The organism is Pseudonocardia alni (assembly GCF_002813375.1).
In the GTDB taxonomy this organism is placed as follows: domain Bacteria; phylum Actinomycetota; class Actinomycetes; order Mycobacteriales; family Pseudonocardiaceae; genus Pseudonocardia; species Pseudonocardia alni.
In genome coordinates, this window is sequence record NZ_PHUJ01000003.1 from 2393456 (window position 1) to 2415395 (window position 21940).

The 21940-nt window shown below is 74.1% G+C and carries 26 protein-coding genes; 13 read left to right on the forward strand and 13 right to left on the reverse strand.

All coding sequences use genetic code 11. The features are described 5' to 3' along the window. Positions 1 to 8: 8 nt before the first annotated feature. Positions 9 to 281: an MSMEG_0570 family nitrogen starvation response protein gene (locus tag ATL51_RS12000; RefSeq protein ID WP_202416400.1), complete on the forward strand. Its 273-nt coding sequence runs from the start codon at positions 9 to 11 to the stop codon at positions 279 to 281. A 42-nt stretch (positions 282 to 323) separates the two neighbouring features. On the opposite strand, the gene ATL51_RS12005 is transcribed toward ATL51_RS12000, so the two are convergent. Then, positions 324 to 1502: a benzoate/H(+) symporter BenE family transporter gene (locus tag ATL51_RS12005; protein ID WP_100878675.1), complete on the reverse strand. Its 1179-nt coding sequence runs from the start codon at positions 1500 to 1502 to the stop codon at positions 324 to 326. Positions 1503 to 1736: 234 nt separating this feature from the next. Here ATL51_RS12005 and ATL51_RS12010 point away from each other — a divergent pair, with 234 nt between their 5' ends. The 3 genes from ATL51_RS12010 (at position 1737) to ATL51_RS12020 (ending at position 3209) form a co-directional block, all read left to right on the forward strand. Beyond that, positions 1737 to 2255, forward strand: coding sequence for a DUF1097 domain-containing protein (locus ATL51_RS12010; protein ID WP_139282870.1), 519 nt, complete (start codon positions 1737 to 1739; stop codon positions 2253 to 2255). 25 nt (positions 2256 to 2280) lie between these two features. After that, the gene (locus ATL51_RS12015; RefSeq protein WP_073576356.1) at positions 2281 to 2517 is read left to right on the forward strand and encodes a MerR family DNA-binding transcriptional regulator; all 237 of its coding nucleotides are present in this window, start codon (positions 2281 to 2283) and stop codon (positions 2515 to 2517) included. A 158-nt stretch (positions 2518 to 2675) separates the two neighbouring features. Beyond that, positions 2676 to 3209 (forward strand): helix-turn-helix domain-containing protein, encoded by a 534-nt coding sequence (locus tag ATL51_RS12020; RefSeq protein WP_100880664.1) that lies wholly within the window; start codon positions 2676 to 2678, stop codon positions 3207 to 3209. A gap of 56 nt (positions 3210 to 3265) precedes the next feature. On the opposite strand, the gene ATL51_RS12025 is transcribed toward ATL51_RS12020, so the two are convergent. Together ATL51_RS12025 and ATL51_RS12030 are read right to left on the reverse strand one after the other, a co-directional pair. Further along, positions 3266 to 4231: a prenyltransferase/squalene oxidase repeat-containing protein gene (locus ATL51_RS12025; protein ID WP_100878677.1), complete on the reverse strand. Its 966-nt coding sequence runs from the start codon at positions 4229 to 4231 to the stop codon at positions 3266 to 3268. A 14-nt stretch (positions 4232 to 4245) separates the two neighbouring features. Further along, complete coding sequence (locus tag ATL51_RS12030; protein ID WP_100880665.1) at positions 4246 to 5400, reverse strand: acyl-CoA dehydrogenase; 1155 nt, start codon at positions 5398 to 5400, stop codon at positions 4246 to 4248. Between the two features lie 60 nt (positions 5401 to 5460). Between ATL51_RS12030 and ATL51_RS12035 the strand changes: the two genes are divergently transcribed. Next, positions 5461 to 6168, forward strand: a complete 708-nt coding sequence (locus ATL51_RS12035) for a TetR family transcriptional regulator (RefSeq protein WP_073576359.1) — start codon at positions 5461 to 5463, stop codon at positions 6166 to 6168. A 306-nt stretch (positions 6169 to 6474) separates the two neighbouring features. Here ATL51_RS12035 and purE read toward each other — a convergent pair whose 3' ends face one another. Then, on the reverse strand, positions 6475 to 6987 hold the full coding sequence (gene purE, locus ATL51_RS12040) for a 5-(carboxyamino)imidazole ribonucleotide mutase (RefSeq protein WP_073576360.1): 513 nt from the start codon (positions 6985 to 6987) through the stop codon (positions 6475 to 6477). Further along, complete coding sequence (locus ATL51_RS12045; RefSeq protein WP_073576361.1) at positions 6984 to 8228, reverse strand: 5-(carboxyamino)imidazole ribonucleotide synthase; 1245 nt, start codon at positions 8226 to 8228, stop codon at positions 6984 to 6986. The genes purE and ATL51_RS12045 overlap by 4 nt, the downstream gene beginning before the upstream one ends. Before the next feature lie 34 nt (positions 8229 to 8262). Here ATL51_RS12045 and ATL51_RS12050 point away from each other — a divergent pair, with 34 nt between their 5' ends. Continuing rightward, positions 8263 to 8781, forward strand: coding sequence for a GtrA family protein (locus ATL51_RS12050; RefSeq protein ID WP_073576362.1), 519 nt, complete (start codon positions 8263 to 8265; stop codon positions 8779 to 8781). Positions 8782 to 8797: 16 nt separating this feature from the next. On the opposite strand, the gene ATL51_RS12055 is transcribed toward ATL51_RS12050, so the two are convergent. Then, a complete protein-coding gene (locus tag ATL51_RS12055) occupies positions 8798 to 10072 on the reverse strand; it encodes a sensor histidine kinase (RefSeq protein WP_073576363.1) in 1275 nt (424 codons plus the stop codon). 7 nt (positions 10073 to 10079) lie between these two features. Continuing rightward, positions 10080 to 10736 (reverse strand): response regulator transcription factor, encoded by a 657-nt coding sequence (locus ATL51_RS12060; RefSeq protein WP_100878678.1) that lies wholly within the window; start codon positions 10734 to 10736, stop codon positions 10080 to 10082. Between the two features lie 65 nt (positions 10737 to 10801). Between ATL51_RS12060 and ATL51_RS12065 the strand changes: the two genes are divergently transcribed. Then, positions 10802 to 11620, forward strand: a complete 819-nt coding sequence (locus ATL51_RS12065; RefSeq protein ID WP_073576364.1) for an inositol monophosphatase family protein — start codon at positions 10802 to 10804, stop codon at positions 11618 to 11620. After that, positions 11613 to 12068: a MaoC/PaaZ C-terminal domain-containing protein gene (locus ATL51_RS12070; protein ID WP_100878679.1), complete on the forward strand. Its 456-nt coding sequence runs from the start codon at positions 11613 to 11615 to the stop codon at positions 12066 to 12068. Before ATL51_RS12065 ends, ATL51_RS12070 begins: the two co-directional genes overlap by 8 nt. Here ATL51_RS12070 and ATL51_RS12075 read toward each other — a convergent pair. From ATL51_RS12075 to ATL51_RS12085, 3 genes are all read right to left on the reverse strand, one after another. Continuing rightward, complete coding sequence (locus ATL51_RS12075) at positions 12049 to 12981, reverse strand: hydroxymethylglutaryl-CoA lyase (protein ID WP_100878680.1); 933 nt, start codon at positions 12979 to 12981, stop codon at positions 12049 to 12051. The genes ATL51_RS12070 and ATL51_RS12075 overlap by 20 nt on opposite strands. Beyond that, on the reverse strand, positions 12978 to 13601 hold the full coding sequence (locus ATL51_RS12080) for a PH domain-containing protein (protein ID WP_100878681.1): 624 nt from the start codon (positions 13599 to 13601) through the stop codon (positions 12978 to 12980). The genes ATL51_RS12075 and ATL51_RS12080 overlap by 4 nt, the downstream gene beginning before the upstream one ends. 79 nt (positions 13602 to 13680) lie before the next feature. Next, positions 13681 to 14529 carry a biotin--[acetyl-CoA-carboxylase] ligase gene (locus ATL51_RS12085; protein WP_073576368.1) on the reverse strand — a complete coding sequence of 283 codons (849 nt, stop codon included), beginning with the start codon at positions 14527 to 14529 and terminating at the stop codon, positions 13681 to 13683. Between the two features lie 146 nt (positions 14530 to 14675). Here ATL51_RS12085 and ATL51_RS12090 point away from each other — a divergent pair, with 146 nt between their 5' ends. The 5 genes from ATL51_RS12090 (at position 14676) to ATL51_RS12110 (ending at position 19104) form a co-directional block, all read left to right on the forward strand. Beyond that, positions 14676 to 16316 (forward strand): acyl-CoA carboxylase subunit beta, encoded by a 1641-nt coding sequence (locus tag ATL51_RS12090; protein WP_073576369.1) that lies wholly within the window; start codon positions 14676 to 14678, stop codon positions 16314 to 16316. After that, entirely contained in the window at positions 16316 to 16561 is a 246-nt protein-coding gene (locus ATL51_RS12095; protein ID WP_073576370.1) for an acyl-CoA carboxylase epsilon subunit, read from the forward strand. Before ATL51_RS12090 ends, ATL51_RS12095 begins: the two co-directional genes overlap by 1 nt. A 177-nt stretch (positions 16562 to 16738) precedes the next feature. Then, entirely contained in the window at positions 16739 to 17236 is a 498-nt protein-coding gene (locus ATL51_RS12100; protein ID WP_100878682.1) for a hypothetical protein, read from the forward strand. Between the two features lie 39 nt (positions 17237 to 17275). Then, a complete protein-coding gene (locus tag ATL51_RS12105; protein WP_100878683.1) occupies positions 17276 to 18457 on the forward strand; it encodes a sensor histidine kinase in 1182 nt (393 codons plus the stop codon). Next, positions 18454 to 19104, forward strand: a complete 651-nt coding sequence (locus ATL51_RS12110) for a response regulator (protein ID WP_167409991.1) — start codon at positions 18454 to 18456, stop codon at positions 19102 to 19104. The genes ATL51_RS12105 and ATL51_RS12110 overlap by 4 nt, the downstream gene beginning before the upstream one ends. A gap of 182 nt (positions 19105 to 19286) precedes the next feature. Here the strand turns inward: ATL51_RS12110 and ATL51_RS12115 are convergent, their stop codons facing one another. The 3 genes from ATL51_RS12115 to ATL51_RS12125 are packed head-to-tail and all read right to left on the reverse strand — an operon-like array spanning position 19287 to position 21927. Next, positions 19287 to 19763, reverse strand: coding sequence for an FmdB family zinc ribbon protein (locus ATL51_RS12115; protein ID WP_073576838.1), 477 nt, complete (start codon positions 19761 to 19763; stop codon positions 19287 to 19289). Positions 19764 to 19819: 56 nt separating this feature from the next. Beyond that, positions 19820 to 21115 carry a hydroxyacid-oxoacid transhydrogenase gene (locus tag ATL51_RS12120; protein WP_062397613.1) on the reverse strand — a complete coding sequence of 432 codons (1296 nt, stop codon included), beginning with the start codon at positions 21113 to 21115 and terminating at the stop codon, positions 19820 to 19822. Beyond that, on the reverse strand, positions 21115 to 21927 hold the full coding sequence (locus ATL51_RS12125; RefSeq protein WP_073576374.1) for an N-acyl homoserine lactonase family protein: 813 nt from the start codon (positions 21925 to 21927) through the stop codon (positions 21115 to 21117). The genes ATL51_RS12120 and ATL51_RS12125 overlap by 1 nt, the downstream gene beginning before the upstream one ends. Positions 21928 to 21940 lie beyond the last annotated feature (13 nt).

The following is a 21940-nucleotide window of genomic DNA, read 5'->3' on the forward strand; positions in this document are numbered from 1 at the left end:
TGCCCGAGATGATGTTCGACGTCCGCTGGCCGGACGGCACCGAGGTCAGCTACTACTCGCCGTCGCTGGTGGTGACCGAACACCTGGACACCGGCACGACCTACCCGGTGGCCGAGTTCGTCACGCGCAGCCGCACCTGCATGGAGATCGCCGACGCGCGGGTGCGGGCGAAGTACGGGTTCGGCTGCGCGCAGTCGGCGCGGACGATCGCGCTCATCGACGCGGCCGCGGGGCGGTTCGCCCCGACCGACGAGGTGCGGGTGGAGGGCTTCCGCCGCTGACGCCGCCGGGTCCTGCGGTGATGCGGCGGCCGCGGCGCGGCGTCACGCGGCGGCCGGGCGCCGCCGCAGCACCAGGTGCAGCGCCACCCCGGCGAGCAGCCCCCAGAACGCCCCGCCGATCCCGGCGATCGTGACCCCGGCCGCCGAGACCAGGAACGCGGCGGCCGCGGGCACCCGCGCGACGGCCGGATCCGGCGTCGGGTCGGCGACGGCGAGGGCCCCGGCGAGCGCGGCACCGAACGTCCCGAGCAGGGCGAGCCCCGCGACGGACTCCACGACCCCGGGCGGCGCGGCCGCGACCAGGGCGGCCATCGTCGTCGCGAGCGGGGCCAGCAGCAGGCAGGCGACGCCGTTGGCCTGACAGGCGACCCAGCGTCGCGCCGGGTCCGGGTGGGACTCGGGCGAGGCGGGCAGCGCCGCGGTGATCGCGGCCAGGTTGATCGCGTGCGCACCGGCCGGGGCCCCGAGGACCGTCCCGGCGCCGGTGAGCACCATCGCGTGGCGCCAGGGGACGGGGTAGCCCGCCGCGGCGAGCACCGCGACGCCGGGCACGTTCTGCGAGGCCATCGTGACCACCCAGAGCGGCAGCGCGACCCCCACCAGGGCCGCGACCGAGAAGGCCGGGACGGTGAGGGTGATCTCCGGCGGGCGCAGCCACGACCAGCCGTCGGCGAGGACGACGACGATCACCAGGGCCAGCCCGAACGCGGCCGGGGACGCCCAGCGCGGCGCGAACCGCGACAGGACGACCCACAGGACCACGATCGGCGCCACCAGCAGCGGCCGCTCGACCAGCGCACGGACCGGCGCCAGGCACAGCGGCAGGAGCACACCGGCCAGCATCGCCTGCGCGATCGGCGCCGGGATCGCGCCGACGAGCCGCCCGAGCGGGCGCACGAGCCCGGTCGCGACGATGAGGAGACCGCCGACGACGAACGCACCGACCACGGCGGGCCACCCACCCGCGACGGCTCCGGTGGAGGCCAGCAACGCCGCGCCGGGGGTGGACCAGGCGACCGTCAGCGGGCGGCGGAACCGGCGGGACAGCCAGATCGTCGCCACCCCCATCAGCGCGGTGAGCACCACCAGCCCGGACGCGGCCTGAGCCGGGTCGGCACCGGCCGCCGTCAGCCCGGCGAGGACGACGGCGAACGAGCTGGTCACCCCGATCACCGCGGAGACGACACCGACCGACACCGGTTGCGCCCAGGAACGATCCACGGCCTCACCCTAACCGCGTCGTTCTGTAAACAGAACCCACCCCGAGCGGTAAGCAGGATGTTCTGCAGCCGATACACGGGGTGCCGCCGACCCGACCAAAGATGACCGAACCGTGTCGTCCGGAAAACAGGCGGTGACGTCCGGTCCGGCGATCTTGGAACGGGCACCGGCGGCGCCCCATCCTGCGTGGGCCGCCGCACCCGCCGGGCGCGGCTCTACCGGAAGGCCCGTCTCATGAAGCTGCCCGTCGCTCTGGCCCTGGTGATCGGCGTCGCCGGGGCGGTGATCGCATACCTCTACCTCGGTCCGCTCTCCGGGCTCGGCCTGTTCGTACCGGCGACGTTCCTGGGTGCCGCGACGTTCTTCGCGGCGGGTGGTGACCGGCCCGCGCTGGTCACCACCCTCGCCACGAACATCTGGGGGATCGTCACCGGCACCGTCATGCTGGTCCTGGCCGGGCTCACCACGAACCCCGCCCTGCTGGGGCTGATCATCGGCGGGATGACCGCAGTGTTCATCCTCGGTGCGCTCGTGCCGCAGCTCGGGTTCGTGCCCGGCTCGGTCGTCGGGTTCGCCACGACCGCGGCGTTCGGCCTGCTCAGCGGGGCGTCGGGCACCGACTTCTCGCTGCCCACCGGCCCGTTCACGGTGATGCTGCTGTCGTTCGTGGTCGGCTCGGTCGTGCTGGGCTACGGCTGCAGCCTGGTCGTCGGCCGCCTGACCGCCCGCACCGCGGCACCCGCCGCGGCCTGACCGGCGGCGGCGCCCGGTGCGACTGGTGACCACCGGCGAGGCCGCGACCAGACTGGCCCTGAGCCCGCGGGCACTGCACCGCTGGGCCAGGGCCGGCCTGGTGACACCGGCCTTCCGGGAGCCGGACGGCCGTGACCTCTGGGACCTCGACGATCTCCGGGACCAGGTCACGGCGCTCCCGGCACGCTTCTCCGCGGCGACCGCGGTGCGCGACCCCGGGACACCCGGTCCCCCACGTCGCCCGGGCACCCCGTCCGGGTAGCGCGGCCGAGTGGCCCGGCCCGAGTGGCCCGGCCCGAGTGGTTCGGCCCCGGTGGCGCGGCCGAGTGGCCCGGCCCGGGTGGCGCGGCCGAGTCGTCCGGCCCCGGTGGCGCGGGCGCGGAGCCCTGCGGCCGACCCGGCCCCGGCTACAGTCGCCCGGTGGACGACGGGGCGCTGCGCACGGCCGTCGGCGCACGGCTGCGGACGGCCCGGACCGCACGCGGTCTGTCCCTCGGAGCGCTCGCGGAGCGGGCGGGGATCGGCAAGGGCTCACTGTCGGAGATCGAGAACGGCAGTCGCAACCCCACCCTCTCCACCCTCTACGCGCTCGCGGACACCCTGGGCGTACCGCTGTCGCGGCTGCTCGCCGAGCACCCCGGGGCCGAGGTCGCCGGCCCCGGCATCACCGCGCGCCTGCTGGAGACGGCCACCGACCACCACGGCACCGTCGAGGTGTACGCCCTGGCCCTCGTCCCGGAGGCGGTGCACGTGTCCCCCGGGCACGGTCCGGGGGTGGTGGAGCACCTGCTCGTCACCCGCGGTGCCGTCCGGGCCGGACGCAGCGGGTGCGAGGCCGACCTCGGCACCGGCGAGGCCACCCGCTGGCCCGCCGACGGCGAGCACACCTACACCGCCCTCGCCGGGGCACCGGCCGCGGCCGTGCTCGTCATCCGCACCCCGCCGCGTCCATGATCACCAGCACCTGGGCGCGGTCCGCGCGGCCCCGTACCGCGCTCATGTACTGATCGTCAGGCCGCCGCGTCCGACCAGGCGAGCACCCGGGTGGCGTACAGGGTCAACCACGGCGACGGCTCCCCCGGCGGCACGTCCACCTCGAACCACATCTCACCCGGGTCGCGGACGCCCTGGACCCAGCGCCCGTCCGGCCGTCGCGACGCGCGCAGCGCCGCGACGGCGTCGGCGAGCCGCGGGTCGGGCGGGACCCCGTCGAGCGCGGCGGCGAGGCGGAAGTACTCCGTGCCGCGCAACACGTCGTGCCGCCAGCGCAACGGGTAGGCGAGCTCGGCCGGGTCCCGTTCGAACTCCACCGGCTCGCCGGTCGAGAGCCGGAACAGCAGACCGCGGGTCAGCAGGTACTCCTCACCCGACCGGCGGGCGGCCCGCGTCGCGGCGGTCCCGCCGGTGGCCCGCTCGTGGGCGAGCAGCCCGTACAGCGCGTTCAGCGTGGAGTGGAACGACGACCGCTGCGCGCCGTCCACCCAGAAGCAGTTCCAGCCGCCGTCGGCGAGCCGGTGCTCGGCGAACCAGGCGGCGAGGGCGTCCATGTCGCGGCCGAGCCACAGTCCGTTGGCGACGGTGAACGCGTTGATGCAGGCGTCGACCTCACCGTCCCAGTAGGGCAGGTCGTCGTACTCCCAGCGGCACGACTCGAGCTTCTCCGCCGTGCCCGCCAGCGCCGCCGGGTCCAGGCCCCACTCGCGCAGCGCGTTCAGCGACCAGGTCGTCGCCGTCCACGGCTGTCCCTCGACCTCGGACCCGCCCGCCGGGAAGTACGCACCGCCCGCCCAGGTGCCGTCGGGGTCCTGGCGGGCGAGCAGCCGCGCGCCCATCCCCTCGGTCGCGACGCGGGCGCGGGTGGCCTCCCACACCTCGGGAGGCGCACCCGCCAGGTCGCGCTCGACCTGCCAGCGCAACGCCGGGTCGGTGTCGAGCAGCCGGTCGAGCAGTGCGCGGTCCACGACGGCCCCGTCCATGGGGCGTCAGGGTGTCACTTGAGCAGCGAACGCGCCATCACCATGCGCTGGATCTGGTTGGTGCCCTCGTAGATCTGCGTGATCTTCGCGTCGCGCATCATGCGCTCGGCCGGGAAGTCGCGGGTGTAGCCCGCGCCGCCGAGCAGCTGGACGGCGTCGGTGGTCACCTGCATCGCGGTGTCGGAGGCGAAGCACTTGGCGGCCGACGAGATGAAGCCCAGGTCGGGCTCGTTGCGCTCGGCCCGCGAGGCGGCCACGTAGCAGAGCTGCCGCGCGGCCTCGACCTTCATCGCCATGTCGGCGAGCATGAACTGCAGGCCCTGGAACTCGGCCAGGTGCCTGCCGAACTGCTTGCGTTCCTTCATGTACTGCGTCGCGACGTCGAGCGCGCCCTGCGCGATGCCGACGGCCTGCGCACCGATGGTCGGGCGCGTGTGGTCCAGCGTGCGCAGCGCGGTCTTGAAGCCGGTGCCCTCGGCGCCGATGATCCGGTCGGCCGGGATGCGGCAGTCCTCGAAGTGGATCTCGCGGGTCGGCGAGCCGTGGATGCCGAGCTTGCGCTCCTTGGTGCCGACGACGAAGCCCGGGTCGTCGGAATGGACCACGAACGCCGAGATCCCGTTGGCCTTCTTCTCCGGGTCGGTGACGGCCATGACCGTGTACCAGGTCGACTCGCCGGCGTTGGTGATCCAGCACTTGGTGCCGTTGAGGACCCACTCGTCGCCGTCGCGGCGGGCGCGGGTCTTCATCGACGCGGCGTCGGAGCCCGCCTCCCGCTCGGAGAGGGCGTAGCTGACCATCGCCTCGCCCGCGGCGACCGAGGGCAGGACCTGCTTCTTCAGCTCGTCCGAGGCGGACAGCAGGATCGGGGTGAGCCCGAGGCCGTTCACCCCGGGGATCAGCGACGACGACGCGCAGACCCGCGCGACCTCCTCGATCACGATGCAGCCCGCGAGCTCGTCGGCGCCCTGGCCGCCGTACTCCTCGGGGATGATCACGGCCTGGAAACCGGCCTTGACCAGCGCGTCGCGCGCCTCGACGGGGTACCGGCCCTGCTCGTCGACGTCGGCGGCGTGCGGGGCGATCTCCTTCTCCGCCAGGTCCCGGACCGCCTCGCGGAGGGCCGTGTGCTCGTCGCTGAGCCGGTAGCTGTCGAACTCGCTGTTCATGCCGACCATGCTAACGGCACTCCGTGCCACATGTCACGGGACCTTGCTACCCTCCGTGCCATGACGACCAGCACGCGGCGCGGGCGTTCCCCCGAGGGGCGGGCCGAGGTGCGGCGGGAGCTGGTGGGGGCGGCCGCGCGGCTGTTCACCGAACGCGGCTACGACGACACGACCGTCGACGACATCGCCGCCGCCGCGGGCGTCGGGCGCCGCACCTTCTTCCGCTACTTCCGCGGCAAGGAGGACGCGCTGTCCCCCGACCACGAGCGCGGTCTGGCCCGGATCGGCGAGGTGTTCGCCGGCGCGCACCCCGACGAGCCGCTGCCGTCACTGGCACTGCGTGCCGCGGAGACGGTGTTCGAGCTCTACACCGAGGACCCGGAGGTCGCCCGGCTGCGCTTCGCGCTCGTCGGCTCGGTTCCGGCGCTGCGCGACCGCGAGGCCGCGTCGGTGCACCACTACCGACGGCTGTTCACCCGCGAGCTCACCGCCCGGCTGGGCGACCTTCCGGACGGCGAGCTGCGGGCCGCGGTGACGGCGGCGGCGCTGGTCGCCGCGCACAACCAGGCGCTGCGCCGGTGGCTGGTCGAGGGCGCGCGCGACGCCGACCTGCCCGGCGCCGTCGACCACTTCCGCCGGGTCGCGCCGATGCTGCCGCTGGAGGACGCGGGCGAGCCTGCCACGGCACCCGACCTGGAGGACGTGACCCGGCGTCTGGAGCGCGCGGCGCGGACCCTGGAACGGGAGTCGACCCGACGCACGGGGTGAGCCCGGCCCCGGGGCGCCCGGCCCCGGACATGCGTGATCCCCGGGCCGCACCGGGGTGCGTCACCGAACCGGACAGAGTTCGGACCCGGGGATCACGGGTGACCGTCGGGAACTCGCCGGCACCACACCGGCTTCCACGACCGCCTCTCCGACGGGTTCTCCCCGCCGGAGCAGAACGTGGTGCTAGCTGACGGCCACCTCACGTGTCCTGCTGTAGCTCATCTGCTGGACCACCTCCTCTCCCGTGTACCGACACCGTACGCACGGGATCGAGCGGTGCGCCACCGGAAAATCGCGGCCCGGTCCTCAGCCCTCGCGGGCTGCCACGCGCAGCGCCGCGTCCTTGTCCAGGACGCTGCGCTCGAGGTCGGCCTGGAACTCCACCATGGCCTGCCGGAGCCGCTCGTCGCCGGCGCCGAGGATGCGCACCGCGAGCAGTCCGGCGTTGCGGGCGTTGCCGACCGCGACGGTCGCCACCGGCACGCCGGCGGGCATCTGCACGATCGACAGCAGCGAGTCCAGGCCGTCGAGGTACTTCAGCGGCACGGGCACGCCGATGACCGGCAGCGGTGTCGCGGCGGCGACCATCCCGGGCAGGTGCGCGGCACCACCGGCCCCGGCGACGATCGCCTGCAGGCCGCGGTCGGCGGCCGACGCGGCGTAGTCGAGCATCCGCTGCGGGGTGCGGTGGGCGGAGTAGACGCCCACCTCCCACGGCACGCCGAACTCGTCGAGCGCGGCGCCCGCGGCGCCCATCACCGGCCAGTCGGAGTCGCTGCCCATGATCACGCCCACGCGCGGGGAGCCGGTCTGCGTCATCGAGGTCCTTCCGGGGAGTGCGGGGAGCGGGGATCGCCGGTGTGGGCGGACCAGCCGTCCGCCCAGGTCGCGGTGGCCAGCCAGCCCGCGGCGAGCTCCGCGCGGGTGCGCACGTCGGCCTCGTCGCGGCCGAGGACCGTGACGTGGCCGATCTTGCGGGCCGGGCGGCCGTCCTTGGCGTAGAGGTGCACCTTCGCCTCGGGGAAGCGCGCGAAGCAGTGGTGCAGCCGCTCGTCCATGCCCATCGCGGGCTCCTGCGCCGCACCGAGCACGTTCGCCATCACCGCGACCGGGGCGACCGGGGCGGTGGAGCCGAGCGGGTAGTCCAGCACAGCGCGCAGGTGCTGCTCGAACTGCGAGGTGACCGAGCCCTCGATCGTCCAGTGCCCGGAGTTGTGCGGGCGCATCGCCAGCTCGTTCACGACGACCTCGCCGGGCGCGGTCTCGAACAGCTCGACCGTCATCAGCCCGACGACGCCGAGCTCGGCCGCGATCCGCAGCGCCAGTTCCTGGATCCGGGCGGCGTGGTCCGGGTCGAGCCCGGGGGCGGGTGAGGTGACCCGGGCGCACTGGCCGTCGACCTGCAGGGTCTCGACGACCGGCCACGCGGCGGCCTGACCGAAGGGCGAGCGGGCGACGCTCGCGGCCAGCTCGCGGGTCATCGGGACCGCGGACTCGACGAGCAGCGGGGTGCCGGCGTCGAGCAGGTCGGCGACCAGCCGGTCGGTGTCGTCGCCGCCGGCGCGCAGGAACCAGACGCCGCGGCCGTCGTAGCCGCCGCGGGTGGCCTTGAGCACGACGGGCCAGCCGTGCCCGGCCCCGAACGCGGCGACGTCGCCGGGCGCGGACACCTCGGCGAACGCGGGCACCGGCAGGCCCATCTCCGACAGCCGTCGTCGCATCACCAGCTTGTCCTGCGCGTGCACGAGCGCCGACGGCGGCGGCCGCAGCGGCAGCCCGGCCTCGGCGAGCGGGACCAGCACCTCCTGCGGGACACCCTCGTGGTCGAACGTGACGGCCGAGCAGCCCGTCGCGAGCTCCCGCAGCGCGGCGGCGTCGTCGGGGTCGCCGATGACGACGTCCGGCGTCACCCGGGCCGCCGGATCGTCCGGCGACGCGGCCAGCACCCGCAGGGTCTGCCCCAGCGCGACGGCGGCCTGGGCGGTCATCCGGGCCAGCTGGCCACCGCCGACCATGCCGACGACGGGCAAGGCGGCCTTCTGCACGTCAACCCTCTCCACGAGACCGGGAGCCTAATCTGGCACGATCGATCCCGTGACGGTGGTGGAGGCGACGCTCGCCAGGATCCCCCAGCCGTACCGCGACAAGGCGATCAAACACCGCGAGCTGATCAAGTTCCTGATGGTCGGTGGCAGCACCTGGGTCATCGACACGGTGGTGTTCCTGGTGCTGAAGGCCACGGTGCTGGCCGACAAGCCGGTGACCGCCAAGGTGATCGCGGTGCTGGTGGCGACGATGGTGTCCTACGTGCTGAACCGCGAGTGGTCCTTCCGGACCCGCGGCGGGCGCGAGCGGCACCACGAGGCCCTCCTGTTCTTCGTGATCAGCGGGGTCGGGGTCGGGGTGTACTCGGCGCCGCTGTGGGTCTCGCGCTACGTCTTCGAGCTGCAGGTGCCGTTCGTCTCCCTGGTCGCCCAGGAGTCCGCGGACTTCGTGGCCGGGCAGATCGTCGGCACCCTGGTCGGGATGGCCTTCCGCTGGTGGGCGTTCCGCCGGTTCGTGTGGCCGGACCAGTTCGTGCGACGCCAGCCCCCGCCGGCCACCGAGGACTGAGCGACCGGGCCACCGGCTACCGCGGGCCGGTGCGGTCGGGCACCGGGGCCGCCGCGGCGACGTCGTCGGTGCGGGCCGCGGGCAGGTACAGCCGGAACACCGGCGGCCGGGCCCGGGACAGCTCCAGCCTGCCGCCGTCGGCCTCGACCAGTGTCCGGGCCAGCGCCAGACCCAGCCCGGTCGAGGACTGCGCCGAGATACCCCGGTCGAACACGTGCGGCACCAGGTCCTCCGGCACGCCGGGCCCGGTGTCGGACACCTCCACCAGCAGCGCGTTCTCCCCGGTGCGCGCGGAGATCGTGACCGGGCCGTCGCCGTGCTGCAGCGCGTTGTCGACGAGCACCCCGATCGCCTCGCGCAGCCGTGCCGCGGTCACCCGGGCGAGCAGTCCCTCGGGCACCCGCACCTTGAGCGACCGGCCGGCCGCGGTGAGCGGGCCGCGCCACTCCCGCTCGGCGTCGGCGACGGCCTCGGCCAGGTCGACCGGTTCCGCCCCGACCGCCCGCGCGGCGCGCGCGGACTCCAGCAGGTCGTCGAGGACGGCGGTGAGCCGCTCGGTCTGCTCCAGCGCCGCGTTGGCCTCGCGGCGGGCGTCCGGGTCGGGGTGGCAGGCCAGCTCGTCCAGACGCAGCTGCAGCGCGGTGATCCGGCTGCGCAGCTGGTGGGACACGTCCCCGACCAGCGACCGCTCGCGGTGCAGCAGCTGGGACAGCGCCGTCGCCGAGGAGTCCAGGACCTCCGAGACGCGGTCGAGCTCGGCGATGTCGTAGCGGGCCGGGGACCGGCGGAAGTCGCCCGCACCGAGGCGGGCGGCGCGGGCCGCGAGGTCGCGCAGCGGGTCGGACAGCCGGCGCGCGGTGTACACCGCGACCCCGGTGCCGACGGTGACGGAGAACCCCACCAGCAGCACGACGACGGCCACCACCTGGGTCTGCTGGGAACGCATCACCGAGGTCGGCTGGGACAGCTCCATGATCCCGCCGGGCCCGAACGGCAGCGACTCGGTCACCGGGTCGTCGACCCGGTCCACGCCGTAGACGATCGGGGCGGAGTCCGGCGGCACGACGACCAGCCGGGAGTTCGGCGGGATCGCCGCCTCCACCAGCCGTTGCGACTGCTGCCCGGTGCCATACTCCTCGACGGTCTCGGTGACCTGCTCGAGGCGCTGGGTCAGCTCGGCACGGGTGAAGTCCTCGACGAGCTGCCAGGTCGCGAGCGCGAGCGGGCCGCCCAGGAACAGCGCGGTCAGCGCCACCGTCAGCAGGGTGGAGATCAGGATCCGGCGGCGCACGGCGACCTCAGTCCGAGTTGTACCGGAAGCCGACGCCGCGGACGGTGGCGATCCGCTTCTCGCCGCCGATCTTGCGGCGCAGCCACGACATGTGCATGTCCAGGGTCTTCGACGACTTCATGTCCGCGTCGCCCCAGACCGCGTGCAGGATCTCCTCGCGCGTCACGACCTGGCCGGCGTGGATCATCAGCACCCGCAGCAGCTCGAACTCCTTGTTGGCCAGGGAGATCTCGTCGCCGTCGAGCAGGACGCGGCGGCCGGACAGCACCATCCGCAGGCCGTCCACCTCGACGACGTCCTGGGTGCGGCGGCGCAGCAGCGCCCGCACCCGGGCCAGCAGCTCGGCCAGCCGGAACGGCTTGGACACGTAGTCGTCGGCGCCGGCGTCGAGCCCCACGACGAAGTCGACCTCGTCGGTGCGGGCGGTGAGCATGAGGACGGGCAGGTCCGGCAGGGTCGCGCGGACCCGCCGGCAGACCTCCAGGCCGTCCATGCCGGGCAGCCCCAGGTCGAGCACGAGCAGGTCGACCTGCGCACGGGTGACCCGGTCGACGGCGCCGACCCCGTCGGCGACGACGTCGACGTCGTACCCCTCGCGCTGCAGGGCCCGCGACAGCGGCTCGGCGATGGCCGCGTCGTCCTCGGCCAGAACCACGGTGGTCATTTCACCGAGCATAGGGCTCCGGGCCCCGGGCACGGTGGCGGTGCGAGCTGGCATGCTCGCCCAACGTGAACCCCGAGCGATGCGTGCCCGCCGAACCCGGTGATCTGGATCTCGCCCTGCGCCTGGCGGACCTCGCCGACGCGATCACGCTGCCCCGTTTCCGGGCCGCCGACCTGCGGGTGGAGCGCAAGCCGGACCGCACCCCGGTGACCGACGCCGACACCGCCGCCGAGGACGCGATCCGCGCCGCGCTGGGCCACGAGCGCCCCGGCGACGCGATCCTCGGGGAGGAGCGCGGCGGGTCCACCGACACCGCACACGGCCGCGGCTGGGTGATCGACCCGATCGACGGGACGAAGAACTTCTCCCGCGGGGTGCCCGCGTGGGCGACGCTGATCGCACTCGTCGTCGACGGCGTGCCGACGGTGGGTGTGGTGAGCGCGCCGGCGCTGCACCGCCGCTGGTGGGGCTCGGCGGGGGCCGGGGCCTGGGCGCGTGACCTGCCGTCGGGGACGCCGAAGCGGATCGCGGTGTCGGGGGTGGCCGACGTCGCCGACGCCTACGTCTCGACCACCAACACCGAGACCTTCCGCACCGACCCGTCCCCGGCGTCGCGGGAGGGCTGGATCGCGCTGACCGAGGCCTGCTGGGAGTCCCGCGCGTTCGGCGACTTCTGGCAGCACGTGCTCGTCGCCGAGGGGGTCGTCGACGTCGCGGTGGAACCCGCCGCGAACCCGTGGGACCTGGCGGCGCCGGCCGCCGTCGTCGCCGAGGCGGGCGGGCGGCTGACCGACCTCGCCGGGAACCCGACCTGGTCCGGCGGGCACGGCCTGAGCAGTAACGGTCTGCTGCACGACGCCGTGCTGGGGGTGCTGCGTGGCTGAGCTGTACTTCGACGACCTGGTCCCGGGGACCGTCGTCGACCTCGGTACGACCGTGGTCGACCGCGACGAGATGGTCGCGTTCTCGGCCCGCTTCGACCCGCAGCCGTTCCACCTGCACGAGGCCGAGGGCGAGCGGGTGTTCGGCGGTCTGGCCGCGTCCGGCTGGTTCACCGCGAGCCTGTGGATGCGCGCCTACGTCGACGCCGTGCTGTCCCGCGCAGCGTCGCTCGGCTCACCCGGCGGCGACGAGATCGCCTGGCCGGCACCGGTGTTCGCGGGCGACGAGCTGCACGCGGAGATGGAGGTCCTCGAGGCCCGCGTCTCGCGCAGCCGCCCGTCGATGGGCCTGATCACGCTGCGCGGGACGCTGACCCGCACCGGTGACGGCGCGGTCGTGTACCGGTCCCGGTTCACCGGCATGTTCGAGGTCAGGCCGACAGTGCCGTGACCACCCGCGACGGCGACGGCCGTCCCAGGTGCCCGGCCATCCACACGCTCGTGTCGACCAGCTTCCGCAGGTCGGCGCCGTGGTCGATGCCGAGCCCGTCGAGCATCCACACCAGGTCCTCGGTGGCGAGGTTGCCGGTCGCCGATCCGGCGTAGGGGCAGCCGCCCAGGCCGCCCGCGCTGGCGTCGACGGTGGTCACGCCGTACCGCAGCGCGGCCAGGGTGTTGGACAGCGCCTGGCCGTAGGTGTCGTGGAAGTGCACCGCGAGCCGCTCGACGCCGACCCCGCGGGCGACGCAGGCGTCGAGCACCGCGCCGACGTGCGCCGGGGTGGCGACGCCGATCGTGTCGCCGAGGGAGAGCTGGTCGCACCCCATCTCCATCAGCCGCGCCCCGACGGCGGCGGCCTGGTCCGGGTCGACGCCGCCCTCCCACGGGTCGCCGAACACCATCGACACGTAGGCCCGCACCCGCAGACCCTCGGACACCGCGCGGGTCACGGTCGGCTCGAACATCGCGAACTGTTCGTCGAGCGTGCGATTCAGGTTCCGCTTCGCGAACGTCTCGGTGGCCGAGGCGAACACCGCGACGTGGTCGCAGCCGGCGTCGATCGCGCGCTGCAGCCCGCGCTCGTTCGGGGTGAGGACGGGGTAGTCGAGCCCGGCGCGGCGGTCGAGCACGGCGAGGAGGTCGGCGGCGTCGGCGAGCTGGGGCACCCATGCCGGGTGCACGAAGCTGGTCGCCTCCAGCGTGCGCAGGCCCGCGTCGGCGAGCCGGTCGAGGAACTCGGCCTTCACCGCGACCGGGACGACGGTCTTCTCGTTCTGCAGCCCGTCGCGGGGGCCGACCTCGTAGATCTCGACGCGCTCCGGGAGCGCGGGGTCGCGCACCGTCGTGGGAAGACCGTTGCTCACAGGGACGCCCTCTCTCGCTGCGGTGCGGGAACCTCCATCCTGCCCCGCACGGCCGCGTCGGCGTGACCACGGCGGGCCGTGTGCTCGCTCTCCTTCTCGTTGCTGCGGCGCCGCTCGGCGAGCAGACCGATCTCCCGGTGCAGCCGGGCCTGGACCCGTTCCACGCCCGCGACGTCGGTGAACCGCAGCCGCTCCCCGGCGACGTCGAGCAGCAGGGTGCCGCAGCCGAACAGCCGTCCCCCGGCTCCGGTCCGGACGCGGACCGAGTCGATGCGGTCGATCGGCACGTCGAGGCCGTCGCGGACGAGCAGGCCCTCCCGGACGAGGAACCGCCGGTCGGTGACGACCAGCAGGGTGGCGCGCCAGCGCGCGATCGGCAGGAGCGTGAACCGCACCGCGACGAGCGCGGCGAGCACCCCGAGCACGAGCCAGGCCCACGGCGCCCACGGCTGCAGCCGGACCACGGCGGCCCCGAACCCGGCGACGGCGCTGACCCCGACGAGGACCGCGGCCGGGCGCAGAGCCAGCCGCCAGTGCGGGTGCCCGAGCAGCACGACGTGCTCGCCCTCGTCGAGAACCCGGTCCAGAGCCCGGTCCAGAGCGCTGTCGGGGAACGCCATACCCCCACGGTAGGGCGCCGGGCGCCCACCGCCCACGCGACGCGCGGGCGCTGCGTCGCAGGTCAGCGCAGTGGGTGACTCAGGACTGGTCGGCCGCGCGCAGATGGACGATGTCCCCGGCCGCCACCGCGACGCGGGCCCCGTCGTCCGGGTGGACCAGCAGCCGGCCCTGCGGGTCGACGTCCTCGGCCGTCCCGACGAGGTGGTCCCCGGCCGGGCGCTCCACCCGCACCCGCGAGCCGAGGCTGGCGCAGGCCGAGCGGTAGTCGCGGCGCAGGCCGCAGGCGTCGGCGTCGCCGCGGGCGTCGCGCCACTGCGCCTCGCGCCGGTACAGGTGTCCCAGCAGTGCGGTCGCGGTCTCGGCGCGGGTCGCGGTGAACCCGTGCGCGGCCAGCGAGGTCGCGCCCCACGGCAGGTCGGTGGCCGGGGTGGAGATGTTGAGCCCGATGCCCAGGACGATCCCCGGTCCGCCGCCGGAGACCGCGGTCATCTCGGCGAGGATCCCCGCGGCCTTGCCCCGCGCCGGCCCGACCAGCAGGTCGTTGGGCCACTTCAGGGCCACCGGCACGTCCGGGGCGAGCTCGGTGATCGCGTCGGCCAGCGCGACGCCCGCGAGCATCGGCAGCCAGCCCAGCCGGTCGGCGGGCACGCCCTCGGGGCGCCACAGCACCGACATCGTCAGCGCCGCCCCGGGCCGCGAGATCCAGGTCCGGTCGAGGCGGCCGCGGCCGCGCACCTGGTCCTCGGCGATCAGCACCGAGCGGTCCGGCGCACCGCGCCCGGCCTCGGCCAGCAGGTCGGCGTTCGTGGATCCGGTGGAGGCGACGACGTCGAGCGCCGTCCAGCCCCCCGCGGGACGGAGCACGGCCGTCCGCAGGGCGTACGGGTCCAGCGGGGTCCCGTCGCCGTGATTCGTCCCGGTCGTCATCACCGCGCACCGTAACGGCCCCGCGACGCGCCGGGGACCGCGGAGGGTGAACGGATCGGTAACGGTGTCGGCGGGACGGCCACCCGGTCGGCTGCGTCGGACGTCACGCCCGGGCCGAACCTACTTGCGGGTTAAGCTCCGGCCTCATGAGCGCCGCAACGGAGCCGATGGCGACCCCGGACAGTGGTGGGGCAGAGCCGGACATCCACACCACGGCGGGCAAGCTCGCCGATCTCTACCAGCGTTTCGAGGACGCGGTCCACGCCGGTTCGGCGTCCGCGGTCGAGAAGCAGCACGCGAAGGGGCGGCAGACCGCCCGTGAGCGGATCGACCAGCTGCTCGACCCGGGCTCGTTCGTCGAGCTGGACGCGCTGACCCGGCACCGCTCGACGAACTTCGGGATGGACGCCAAGCGCCCGTTCGGCGACGGCGTCGTGACCGGCACCGGCACGATCGACGGCCGCCCGGTCGCCGTGTTCTCCCAGGACGCGACCGTCTTCGGCGGCGCGCTCGGCGAGGTCTACGGCGAGAAGATCGTCAAGGTCATGGACGTGGCCGCGAAGATCGGCTGCCCGGTCGTCGGCATCAACGACGGCGGCGGCGCCCGCATCCAGGAGGGCGTGGTCGCCCTCGGCCTCTACGGCGAGATCTTCACCCGCAACGTCCAGAGCTCGGGCGTGATCCCGCAGATCTCGCTGATCATGGGCCCGTGCGCGGGCGGTGCGGTCTACTCCCCCGCGATCACCGACTTCACCGTGATGGTCGACGAGACCAGCCACATGTTCATCACCGGGCCGGACGTCATCAAGACCGTCACCGGCGAGGACGTCGACATGGAGGAGCTCGGCGGCGGCCGGGCCCACAACACCAAGTCCGGTGTGGCGCACTACCTGGCGGGCGACGAGGCCGACGCGCTCGACTACGTCAAGCAGCTGCTGAGCTTCCTGCCGTCGAACAACCTGTCCGAGGCGCCGTCGTTCCCGGCCACCGAGCCCGTCGAGGGGTCGATCGAGGACGGGATCATCGACTCCGACCGCGAGCTCGACACCCTGATCCCGGACTCGGCGAACACGCCCTACGACATCCGCGAGGTCATCAACCGGGTCGTCGACGACGAGGACTTCCTCGAGGTCCAGGAGCTCTGGGCGCCGAACATCGTGATCGGCTACGCCCGCGTCGAGGGCCGCAGCGTCGGCATCGTCGCGAACCAGCCGACCCAGTTCGCCGGCTGCCTGGACATCGACGCCTCGGAGAAGGCCGCCCGCTTCGTGCGGACCTGCGACGCGTTCAACATCCCGGTGCTGACCTTCGTCGACGTGCCGGGCTTCCTGCCGGGCACCGAGCAGGAGTGGAACGGCATCATCCGCCGCGGCGCGAAGCTGATCTACGCCTACGCCGAGGCGACCGTCCCGAAGGTCACCGTCATCACTCGCAAGGCCTACGGCGGCGCCTACGACGTCATGGGCTCCAAGCACCTCGGCGCCGACGTCAACATCGCCTGGCCGACCGCGCAGATCGCGGTCACCGGCGCGCAGGGCGCGGTGTCGATCCTCTACCGCAAGGAGCTCAAGGGCCTGGAGGGCGACGAGCTCGCCGCCAGGCGGGCGGAGCTGCAGCAGGACTACGAGGACACCCTCTGCAACCCCTACATCGCCGCCGACCGGGGCTACATCGACGCGGTCGTGCCGCCGTCGCACACCCGCGGCTACGTCGGCCGGGCGCTGCGGATGCTGTCCACCAAGCGGGAGCAGGGCCCGACCCGCAAGCACGGGAACATCCCGCTCTGATGGCCGCCGAGGAGTCCACCGAGCAGACCCCGGAGGAGCGCCGCGCGCTGTTCCGGGTGGTGCGCGGCACCCCGGACGACCGCGAGCTCGCGGCACTGGCCGCGGTGGTCGCCGCGGCGGCGAGCGCCGGTGGGCCGCCCGCCCCGCCGCGGACGCCGGACCTGTGGTCGCACCCCGCGGCCCAGCTGCGCGCACCGCTGCACGCGGGCCCGGGCGCCTGGCGCGCCTCCGGCCTCCCCCGCTGACCTCGTAGGTACCACCGACCGACGCCCGGTCCCCGGCACACCACGTGCCCGTGGCCGGGCGTCGTCGCGTCCGGCCACGGGGGTGACGGTCCACCCGGGGGTGGAGGGTGCGGGTCCACCCGGGATCGACCCCGGCGCCGACGCGACGACCGGGCCCGCGGGGAGATCGTTCTCCCCATGGACGCCACCTCACTCGTCATCACGGTCGCGATCGTCGGCCTGGTCCTGTCCAAGCAGTTCCGCGGGCAGTTCGTCGGCGGACGACGCGACGTGACGCTCCCGTTCGTCGTGATCGGCATCGGGGTGCTCACCCTCGCCCAGGCCCGCCCGGAGGTCACCGCGGCCGGGCTGGCGCTGCTCGCCGCCGAGCTGGTGCTGGCCGCCGGGCTCGGGGTGCTGCGCGGCCACGCGTTCCGACTCGGCACCCGCGACGGGTGGGCGTACCGCAGCGGCTCGGCCGCGCTGCTGGTCGCGTGGGTGCTGACCATCGGTGTGCGGGTCGGCGCCGGGGTCCTCGGCGGGGCCGTCGGTGCCGGACTGCTGCTGTCGGCGTCGTCGGCGCTGGTCTTCGGCGGCAGCCTGCTGGTCCAGAGCCTCGTGCTGCGACGCCGGGTGGCCGCGGCCGGGCTGCCGGTCCGGCCGGACGAGGCACGCCGTGCCCGCGCGGCGGCCTGAGCGTCCCGCCCGGCCCGGCCGCTGTGTCAGAGTGAAACGGTGAGCACGCCCGCCGCCCGCACGGCCCGCCGCGTCGAGCCCGACCGGTCGCCGCTGCTCGGGGTGCCCCGGCGGCTGGTGTCGCTGCTGTGGCTGCCGATCGTGCTGTTCCTGCTGTTCTGGTCGCCGGCCCAGCAGGTCTCGCCGACCTGGCTCTACGCCGGGCTCGTCCCGGCCGTCGCCGGGTGGGTGGTCTTCGCCCTCCACCGGAGCATGCCGCCGGTCGCGACGGTCCTGACCAGCGTCGCGCTCGCCGGGGGCGGGATCGCCCTGCTGGCCGGGTCCGACGGCTGGACCACCTCGGCGGCCTTCCCGATGATGGCGGTGTTCGTGGCCGCACTGCGGCTGCCGTACCGGACCGCGCTGTTCGTCGACGTGCCGGTCATCGCGGCCACCACGATCGTCGTCGGGCCCTACACCTCGGTGTGGGACGCGCTGCTGGTGGTCGCCGCGCTGACCGCGATGGTGCTGTTCGGGATCGGCCGCCGCGACTCCGCCCGCCGGCTCGAGGAGCACGAGCAGACACTCGTCGCCGACGCCAGGGCCCGCGAGGAGCACGCCCGCGCCGAGGCCATCGCCGACCGCGCCCGGGTCGCCCGCGACGTGCACGACGTGCTGGCCCACTCGCTGTCCGCGCTGGCCGTCCAGCTCCAGGGCGCCCGGCTGATGGCACTGCGCGACGGGGCCGCGCCGGACACGATCTCCCAGATCGAGCGGGCCCAGCGGCTCGCCTCCGACGGGATCACCGAGGCCCGCCGCGCCGTGCGGGCGCTGCGCGAGGGACCGGCGCCGGTCGACGTCGCCGAGGAGCTGCGCGAGCTCGGCCGGGCGCACCCGGACGCGACCGTCGAGGTCGCCGACGGGCTGCGCCTCGGCGCGCGGGAGGGCGAGACCGTGCTGCGCACCGCGCAGGAGGCACTGTCCAACGCCCGCAAGCACGCCCCCGGCGCCCCCGTGACGGTGCACCTGCGCCGCGACGGCGACGGCGCCGAGCTGGAGGTCGTCGACATCGCCGGGACACCTCCGCCGCCCGGCGACGGCGAGGGCTCCGGCCTGGCCGGGATGGCCGAGCGGGCGGCTCTCGTCGGCGCCGAGCTGCAGACCGGCCCCACCCCCGACGGCTGGCGGGTCCGGCTCCGGCTGCCCGCCCGCTCCCCGGACCGCGAGAGGATCACGACGTGAGCGCCCTGCGGGTGGTCCTGGCCGACGACCAGCGGATCGTGCGCGACGGCCTCGCCACCGTCCTGGGCCTGCTCGACGGCATCGAGGTCGTCGGCACCGCGTCCGGCGGCGACGAGGCGGTCGCCCGGGTCGCCGAGCTGGCCCCGGACGTGCTGCTCACCGACCTGCGGATGCCCGCGGGCGACGGCGTCTCGGCGACCCGCCGGGTCCGCGACGGACATCCCGGCACCGCCGTCGTCGTGCTCACCACCTACGTCGACGACGACGCCGTGGTCGACGCGATCGCCGCGGGCGCCTCGGGCTGGCTGTCCAAGGACGCCGACGCCGAGGCCATCGGCCGGGCCCTGCGCTCGGCCGCCGACGGTGTGTCCACCGTGGACGCCGGCGTGCTGTCCCGGCTGGTCGCCGCCCGCGCGTCGACCGTCCCGGCGGCACCGGTCGACCCGCCGGACGGGCTGACCCCGCGCGAGGTCGAGGTGCTCGGCCTGATCGCCGAGGGGCTGTCCAACACCGAGATCGCGCGACGGCTCGTGGTCGGCGAGGCGACGGTGAAGACCCACGTCAACCACCTGTTCGCCAAGACCGGGCTGCGCGACCGCGCCCAGGCCGTCGGCTACGCCTACCGCCACGGCCTGGCCGGCCGCTGACGCCGTCCCCACGGCCCCACGGCGTCCGGCGAGCGCCGTGGCGACCCGTAGCGTCGCCCGGCACCCGCCGCGCGGGTCGCCGCACACCGTCACTGGTCGCCACGCACACCCGACTGCCGGTGCCGTGGACACGGCGGGGCGGGTCGGCGGTGACGAGGTGTCGGCGGCCGGGGCCCCGCGGCTCAGTCGGCGGCGGGGGGTTTCGGGCCGGGAGCGGGCGTGGGGGTGTGCCCGTGGCCGTGGCCGTGGCCGTGGCCGTGCTTGGCCGCCACGCCCGCGCCGGGCATGGGGGCGGTGCCGCCCAGCTGGATGTCACCGGCCCGCAGCGGGGCGTCGTGGTACTTGCCCTCGTGCGCCAGGATCGGCCGCTGGTCCCCGGCGATCTCCGGGTACTTCTCCTCCAGCCTGCGTCGCTGGTCCCAGGTCCGGCGCATCGAGTCGATGTACTCGGAGTTCCCGTTGTAGACCCCGCGCCAGGTCTGGGGCATCTCGTCCTTGGACAGGCCGGGGCTGGCCTGGCCGCCGAGCGCGAACCCGGCGGGGACCTTGGTCGTCGCGCCGTCCCCGCAGAGCGGGCAGGGCGGGGTGGCCGCGTCCGACATGGACGCGAGGTGCTCGAAGCGGGCTCCGCACCCGCAGCGGAAGACGTAGATCGGCATCGTGCCGCCTTCGATCGGGGCGGCCGGCGGCCCCGGAGGACCACCGGCCGCGACGGTCACCAGTTCTCGACGGACTTCGTGAGGATGTCGGCGATGTCGTCCTCGGTCGGGGTCCGCGGGCAGGTCGCGAGCAGCCGCTGCTGCTTCATCGTCCCGGGGACCAGGTCCGGCACGTCGGCCTCGGTGTAGCCGACGCCGCCGATGCCGTTCGGGATGCCGATGTCGCGCATCAGCCGGGTGAGGACCCCGGGCAGCTGCTCACGCGGGTCGTTCACCTTGTCCGCCCGCGGGTCCATCAGCTCCGCGGCCCGCAGGTGCCGCTCCGGCGCGGAGTCGAAGGAGAACCGGAACGCCTCGGGCGCGGTCAGCGACACCGACTCCCCGTGCGGCACCATCGCCTCGTCCTGCGGGTAGCCCTGCGGCCGGTAGTCCTTGACCATGCCCGCGATCGGGTAGGCGTTGGCGTGCGGGATGTGCACACCGGAGTTGCCGAACCCCATGCCCGCGAAGGTCGCGGCCATCATCATGTCCGAGCGGGCCTCGACGTCCTCGGCGCCGCGCTCGACGGCGGCCCGGAACGACTTCGCGAGCAGCGACATCGCCTTCTCGCACCACAGGTCCGAGACCGGGTTCGAGCCGCAGTAGGTGACCCGCTCCTCGGGCTTCTTGCGGTCGAAGGTGGTGTAGTACCGCGCCGTGTAGCTCTCCACCGCGTGGCAGGTGATGTCCATCCCGGCCGCCGCGGTGACCTGCGGCGGCAGCGTCATCGTCAGCAGCGGGTCGATGACGGCCAGGGTCGGGCGCAGCCGCCAGTGGCTGATCCCGGTCTTGACCTTCATCGACAGGATGTCCAGCACACACATCGCGGTGGACTCCGAGCCGGTGCCCGCCGTCGTCGGGACGGCGATCAGCGGCTTGAGCTGCCCGGGCGGCACCTTCGCGCCGCCGATCGGCTTGTTGATGTAGTCCATCAGCTCGCCGGGGTGGCTGGTGAGCAGGTTGATCGCCTTGGCGGTGTCGATCGCCGACCCGCCCCCGACGGCGACGAAGCCGTCCCACGGACCCTGCGCGCGGGCGTACTCGGTCGCCTTGTTCATCGAGTCGTCGGTCGGCTCGACGTGCACGCCGTCGAAGATCTCGGACTCGATGCCGTAGCGGGACAGGTTGTCGGCGAGGCGCTGCGGCGCGCCGAGCGCGTTCACGCCCGGGTCGGTCACGATCAGGACCCGGGACACGTCGTAGGCCGACAGCTCGAAGCCGACCTCGTCGATCGCGCCCGCGCCGAACTTCAGCGGCGGCGCACCCCAGGTGAAGATCGTCTCCTCGGTGTACTCGGGAACCTCGAACGTCATCAGGTGTACGACCCCTCCGGTGCCTTGCGCAGCTGGTGGATCTGCTCGGCGTCGTGGCCGAACACCATCTGCGCGTTCGTCTGCTCCTGGATGCCGCGCAGCTTCTCCACCGAGGAGAACCAGTCCTCCAGGTTGTTGACGATCGCGGCCGGCGCGGCGGGCGGGCCGTAGCTCGCTCCCATGTAGACCGCGTCCGAGGTGAAGATCATCGTCCCGGTGTCGGGGAGGTCGACGCGCATCGACATGCAGCCGGGGGTGTGCCCCGGGGTCTGGATCATGCTGACGCCGGGGAGCAGCTCGACGTCGCCGGAGACGATCTCCCAGTCGATGCCCTCGTAGTCGGCCTTGAGGTGGGCGCCGTTGAACGGGCCCTCGAAGCCGAGCGCGAACTCCTTCTCCTTGTCCGAGCAGATCATCTTCGCGTTGGTGTTCTTGAACATCTGGGCGTTGCCCGCGTGGTCGAAGTGCAGGTGCGAGAGGACGACGTAGTCGATCTCGTCGAGCCCGACGCCCATCTTGTGCAGCTGCTTGTCCAGGTACTCGTCGTCGGCGACCTGGTCGTAGGGGAAGAACTCCTGCAGACCGGTCGGCGCCCAGCGCGTCTCCCAGTCCGACGGACAGCTGGTGTCCCACAGCAGCTTGCCCTCGTCGGTCTCGACGAGGACGCAGTGCGTGGGCACCTCCACCCAGTCGATCGGGGCGTCCTTCTCGGACCGTGGCTTGATGCTGACACCGGGCTTGAGGAGCAGGAACGGGAGATTGGCGTGCATCGCCCCGCAGGGGATGACGCTGAGCTTGTTCGCCGTGGCCATGAGGGATCCCTTC

Coding starts and splice junctions, on each gene's coding strand:
- ATL51_RS12000 (WP_202416400.1), top strand. CDS start 9: ATGATGTTCGACGTCCGCTGGCCGGACGGCACCGAGGTCAGCTACTAC.
- ATL51_RS12010 (WP_139282870.1), top strand. CDS start 1,737: ATGAAGCTGCCCGTCGCTCTGGCCCTGGTGATCGGCGTCGCCGGGGCG.
- ATL51_RS12025 (WP_100878677.1), bottom strand. CDS start 4,231: ATGGACGGGGCCGTCGTGGACCGCGCACTGCTCGACCGGCTGCTCGAC.
- ATL51_RS12030 (WP_100880665.1), bottom strand. CDS start 5,400: ATGAACAGCGAGTTCGACAGCTACCGGCTCAGCGACGAGCACACGGCC.
- ATL51_RS12035 (WP_073576359.1), top strand. CDS start 5,461: ATGACGACCAGCACGCGGCGCGGGCGTTCCCCCGAGGGGCGGGCCGAG.
- purE (WP_073576360.1), bottom strand. CDS start 6,987: ATGACGCAGACCGGCTCCCCGCGCGTGGGCGTGATCATGGGCAGCGAC.
- ATL51_RS12060 (WP_100878678.1), bottom strand. CDS start 10,736: ATGACCACCGTGGTTCTGGCCGAGGACGACGCGGCCATCGCCGAGCCG.
- ATL51_RS12080 (WP_100878681.1), bottom strand. CDS start 13,601: ATGGCGTTCCCCGACAGCGCTCTGGACCGGGCTCTGGACCGGGTTCTC.
- ATL51_RS12085 (WP_073576368.1), bottom strand. CDS start 14,529: ATGACGACCGGGACGAATCACGGCGACGGGACCCCGCTGGACCCGTAC.
- ATL51_RS12090 (WP_073576369.1), top strand. CDS start 14,676: ATGAGCGCCGCAACGGAGCCGATGGCGACCCCGGACAGTGGTGGGGCA.
- ATL51_RS12095 (WP_073576370.1), top strand. CDS start 16,316: ATGGCCGCCGAGGAGTCCACCGAGCAGACCCCGGAGGAGCGCCGCGCG.
- ATL51_RS12100 (WP_100878682.1), top strand. CDS start 16,739: ATGGACGCCACCTCACTCGTCATCACGGTCGCGATCGTCGGCCTGGTC.
- ATL51_RS12115 (WP_073576838.1), bottom strand. CDS start 19,763: ATGCCGATCTACGTCTTCCGCTGCGGGTGCGGAGCCCGCTTCGAGCAC.
- ATL51_RS12120 (WP_062397613.1), bottom strand. CDS start 21,115: ATGACGTTCGAGGTTCCCGAGTACACCGAGGAGACGATCTTCACCTGG.
- ATL51_RS12125 (WP_073576374.1), bottom strand. CDS start 21,927: ATGGCCACGGCGAACAAGCTCAGCGTCATCCCCTGCGGGGCGATGCAC.